The organism is Lacinutrix sp. MEBiC02595, assembly GCF_053601555.1.
Genome location: NZ_JBSHNU010000189.1, coordinates 1 through 4601, shown reverse-complemented (window position 1 = coordinate 4601; position 4601 = coordinate 1). Strand labels below are relative to the sequence as shown.

Sequence of the window (4601 nt, the reverse complement as noted above, 5' to 3'; positions counted from 1 at the left end):
TTTGCTAACAACGTATATAAAAAATTGCTAGATTAGTGCTTAAATAAGGTTGGTTGCGCTTTTACTAACTTCTGATTTTCCTTCGGAAAATCCTCGCTGGTAAAAACGCAACTTTCCATATACAAACACGTTACCTACAATATTGAAAAAACTACTTCAAATAATAATTTTGGTTTTAATCACAGCTTGTGGTTCAACAAAAAACACAACTGACTCAATTGCGGATGAGAAATTTGAATTGTGCTCTGAAATTAAATACAATAAACTCGTAAACCAAATGATTCCTATTGAGGGAAAAATGATTTACCAACAGAACATTCATAGCTTATTGGAAAATTTTCTAATTCAAGAAAAATATCTCACCGAAATAAGTAAAAACGGATATTTAGAATTATTGGACAAAGTCAAAAGAAATGAAATAAAATCTGAATTTTTTGAAAGATTTAATGCTGAAATCGGATTTGAACCAGACCTTTTATTTCCGATAAACTCTTTCATATCCTGCTATGGTTATTTATTTGAGCGATTAAATATTATAGACGCAGACAGTTGGCAATATGATTTTGGACTTGCCTATAACAAGTATGAGGCATATGGAAACATGGAAATTAACAATACATACTTAAAAGAAGCTCTGAATAAAATTCCAAACGAAAAATTCAGAAAATTAACTTACAGAAAATTGTTTTTAGATTTGATTTACGTAAATCTGAATTAAAAAATACTGTAGGTAACACCGTATATAATTTATTGCTAGTTCTAGCCTGCTTACGAAAACCCTCGCGGATTTTCTATTCGGTTTTTATTTGCTAAATTTAGTGCTTAAACACGCAACAAACCATATACAAACACGTTGTGTGTAAGCTGAAAAAAAATCCGTCACAGAAGGAAAATGGGAATATTTGATTTTATAAAAGGTAACAAAAAAGCTAAATCGGTAAAAACGGAGAAGCCTTCGCCTGAACAAAAGTTATTCTTTGAAAAAGCTTTGGAAATTTTAATTCCGACTTTTGAACAGTTCGGATTTAAAAAACACCGAATTGAAATCGGAGAACACTCATCGACCATAATCTACCGAAAGGAAAAGCAATATCTGAAAATATCGAGCAACACTTATCCAAGAGATTATCCTTATCACTATAACATAATATTCGGAGAAGGAGACAGCGAAGACTTTTATGAATGGGATTGGAATTCAATCGCTCTTTGGAAATTTAAAGAAAAAATTGAACCGAAATTAAAAGCGTCTGAATATAACTTTCCAACGGAAAAAGGTATAAAACCAAGTTTGGAAAATGCTAACTCTGAATTACTTGAATTTGGACAAACTTTTCTGAATGGAGATTTGACTTTATTTCACGAAATTAGAAAAGAGCAAAACAAAAATAGAGAACCATACAAAATTCATTCGCCAGATAAAAATGGGAAATACAAAACAACGAATGAACCGAAAAGTGTGGAACAAAAGAAAAAGTATAGTTAATGCGGAAAGAAAGCCTACACACAACATCGTATATAATTTATTGCTGGCTTCTTGCCTACTTACGAAAGTCCTCGCGGACTTTCTTGGTCGGTAATTATTTACTAAATTAGTTGCTTAAACCACGCAACAAACCATATACAAAAACGTTAGCACCAATTATGAAAAAAATCCTGCTTACCATATTATTTATTGCAATTTCAAGCAAAATTCTAGCTTGTATGTGCAATAAACCAAATATTACTCAAAGAATAGCACAATCTGATTTTGTTGCAACTGCTAAAATATTAAAAGTAACGCCTAACAGTATTAAAACAATTTATGACAATGTAGAAATTGAAATAATTGAAATCTATAAAGGAAAAGCAACTACAACGATAAAAACAATGTCTTATGGAAGTTGTGGTTTTAGTGTTTCTGAAAATTCAACTTGGTTAATATTCGCGACAAAAGACACTAACGGAAATTTAAGTTTTGGATATTGCTCAGGAGCGAAACAAATCGACAGAAAATTTAATTCAGTTAAATATCCTAATGCAAAAGAACAACATGATGCAGGAATAAAATATAAATTAGAATTGTTGAATTTTATAAAAGATAAAAAAATATTACCGAAAAACGAATTCAATATTTCTGCAATGATTTCACCAAGTGAACATTTTAATTCGAGGAATTTTGTATATAGTAACGAATCTACAAAAACTGCTATACGTCCAATCCTTTTCGAATTAACTATAAACACAGACCTTTCTATTAAAAGAGTAAAAATATTACAAAATTTAAAAGATAAAAGTTTTAAAAAAAATCTTAAAAGATATATCAAAGAAAATATTAGAATCATTCAAAAAGAAAAATTGTTAGAAATTCCAAACAAAACGAAAATCATATTTCAGATATAAAAAAACTGGTGCTAACACCGTATATAATTAATGGCTAGTTTTAGCTTGCTTACGAAAATTCTTCCGAATTTTCTATTTGGTTTTTATTTGCTAAATTAGTTACTTACCACGCCACTAATCATATACAAACACGTTAGCTGTAATTTAAAAAAAAACTCATATAATGAAAAATAACATTTTATTTCTATTTCTATTAATTACGATAATCAGTTGTAAGGAAAAAAACGCAAAATCATCAACTAATGAATCAATTCCTAAAGAAACAACTAACGAAAAAATTTACAATGGAACAGGAAACGTAACCCAAGGATTAGCGGAAACACAAATTAAAAGTCTTATTTCTTGTAATCAAGGAGGTAGCAGAATTTCAGGAGTTGGAGAAATAAAAGATGATTTAGGAAATAGTTGGACAGTTCCCGGAATTAATCATTTCAACGAAACGACCAAAGCTTCTGATTTATATAATGAATGTAACTCTATAACACCAAATAATCTTTCAGAAATAGATATGAATTCCGTTCCTGTCTTTGAGATAGATTCGGACGGAGAAATCATTACAGGCTATCTTTTTGCGGATAATTATTTTGAACTTTACATTAACGGAAAATTAATAGCAGTTGACCCAGTACCTTTTACACCATTTAATTCAAACATTGTAAAATTCAAAGTAAAAAAACCTTATACAATTGCAGTAAAACTAATAGATTGGGAAGAACATTTAGGTTTAGGTTCAGAAAATAATAGAGGAAAAGATTTTCATCCTGGAGATGGAGGTTTTATAGCCAGCTTTAGTGATGGGACTATTACAAATAGCAAATGGAAAGCACAAACTTTTTATACTGCACCTATTAGTGATTTAAGTTGTTTAAGTGAAATTGGAGAAAAAAGAATCTCTTCAAATTGCAGTACAGATGGAGTTGATAATGGAACAGCATTTTACGGTATTCATTGGGAAATTCCAGAAAATAGTTTTGACGTTACTTTCAATGACAGCCAATGGCCAAATGCGACCACATATACTGAAGATGAAATAGGAGTAAATAATAAAAAAGCATATATGAACTTCATAGAAAAATTTAGTGGAAAAGGTGCTGAATTTATTTGGTCTACTAATGTCGTTTTGGATAATGAAGTCATTGTTCGTTACAAAGTGGAATAAAAAAACTACAGCTAACACCGTATATAATTTATTGCTGGTTCTAGCCTGCTTACGAAAACCCTCGCGGATTTTCTATTCGGTTTTTATTTGCTAAATTACGTTCTTAAACACGCAACAAACCATATACAAACACGTTAGCAAACATTTAATGAACAACCTCAAAATCATATACATACCATTATTTTTTTGCCTAATCTCATGTAAAAAGTCAACGGACTTAAAAACTGAAAAAGTCATTCTGAATAAAACAGAAATTGACACTTCTAAACGTTACCAAAGAATTAATATTCCTTATTATGACAATGGCGAATTAGTTGGAGAAAACGAAGCATATGTTTCTAAAAAGCTAGATACCTTTTGGAATACTTGGCTTTTTTACAAAAAAGGAGTGATAGATAGTTCTAAAAGTAAATTTTTTGATTTCAATATTACTGGAAATAAAAAAGACTCAATTCTGAAAGGGAAAATCAGTATTTACTCGCCTGCTGATAGTATTCCTAAATCAAAAATTAGCTCAAGAGAAATAACATTAGTTTTTCTACAAAAAGAAAACGATTCTGTAATTGTTAAAGAAATTAAATCAGAAAAAAGCACGTTTGAATTTGACTATAAAAATTTTGAAAACTATGGATTTGAAGGTTTTGTAATGGACTTACGTTTTATTAAAATAGATTCAACTTCTGAAAAATTACTTCTGAATAGAAACTATTTTGCGTTGGACACAAAACTTTCAACTAACAACGTTTATGTAGAATTATTAGAATAAAAACGATTTGCTAACACCGTATATAATTTATTGCTAGTTCTAGCCTGCTTACGAAAACCCTCGCGGATTTTCTATTCGGTTTTTATTTGCTAAATTTAGTGCTTAAACACGCAACAAACCATATACAAACACGTTGGCATTCATTGTTACAAACGTCTCCGAATTCAATAACTTAACGCAACAAATCTAAATTTATAGATTTGTTACAATGGAAGTAAAAAAACATAAACGACTTACCTTAAAGGAGAGAATTCAAATAGAGACTCTTTTAAACGAAAACAACACTAAAGCTTACAT

5 protein-coding genes are annotated in these 4601 nt (G+C 29.9%); all 5 read left to right on the top strand.

Annotated elements, in window-relative coordinates:
- The first annotated feature begins 142 nt into the window (after positions 1–142).
- Entirely contained in the window at positions 143–718 is a 576-nt protein-coding gene (locus ACVCZW_RS05820) for a hypothetical protein (protein WP_452231901.1), read from the top strand.
- A gap of 174 nt (positions 719–892) precedes the next feature.
- Positions 893–1483 (top strand): hypothetical protein, encoded by a 591-nt coding sequence (locus tag ACVCZW_RS05815; protein ID WP_452231900.1) that lies wholly within the window; start codon positions 893–895, stop codon positions 1481–1483.
- A gap of 158 nt (positions 1484–1641) precedes the next feature.
- Complete coding sequence (locus ACVCZW_RS05810) at positions 1642–2379, top strand: hypothetical protein (protein ID WP_452231899.1); 738 nt, start codon at positions 1642–1644, stop codon at positions 2377–2379.
- Between the two features lie 163 nt (positions 2380–2542).
- The gene (locus ACVCZW_RS05805) at positions 2543–3538 is read left to right on the top strand and encodes a hypothetical protein (RefSeq protein WP_452231898.1); all 996 of its coding nucleotides are present in this window, start codon (positions 2543–2545) and stop codon (positions 3536–3538) included.
- Positions 3539–3686: 148 nt separating this feature from the next.
- Positions 3687–4304 (top strand): hypothetical protein, encoded by a 618-nt coding sequence (locus tag ACVCZW_RS05800; protein ID WP_055446224.1) that lies wholly within the window; start codon positions 3687–3689, stop codon positions 4302–4304.
- Positions 4305–4601 lie beyond the last annotated feature (297 nt).

What these genes read in the sequence shown, in the direction of transcription:
- ACVCZW_RS05815 (WP_452231900.1), top strand. Translation starts at nt 893, where the DNA reads ATGGGAATATTTGATTTTATAAAAGGTAACAAAAAAGCTAAATCGGTA.
- ACVCZW_RS05810 (WP_452231899.1), top strand. Translation starts at nt 1,642, where the DNA reads ATGAAAAAAATCCTGCTTACCATATTATTTATTGCAATTTCAAGCAAA.
- ACVCZW_RS05805 (WP_452231898.1), top strand. Translation starts at nt 2,543, where the DNA reads ATGAAAAATAACATTTTATTTCTATTTCTATTAATTACGATAATCAGT.
- ACVCZW_RS05800 (WP_055446224.1), top strand. Translation starts at nt 3,687, where the DNA reads ATGAACAACCTCAAAATCATATACATACCATTATTTTTTTGCCTAATC.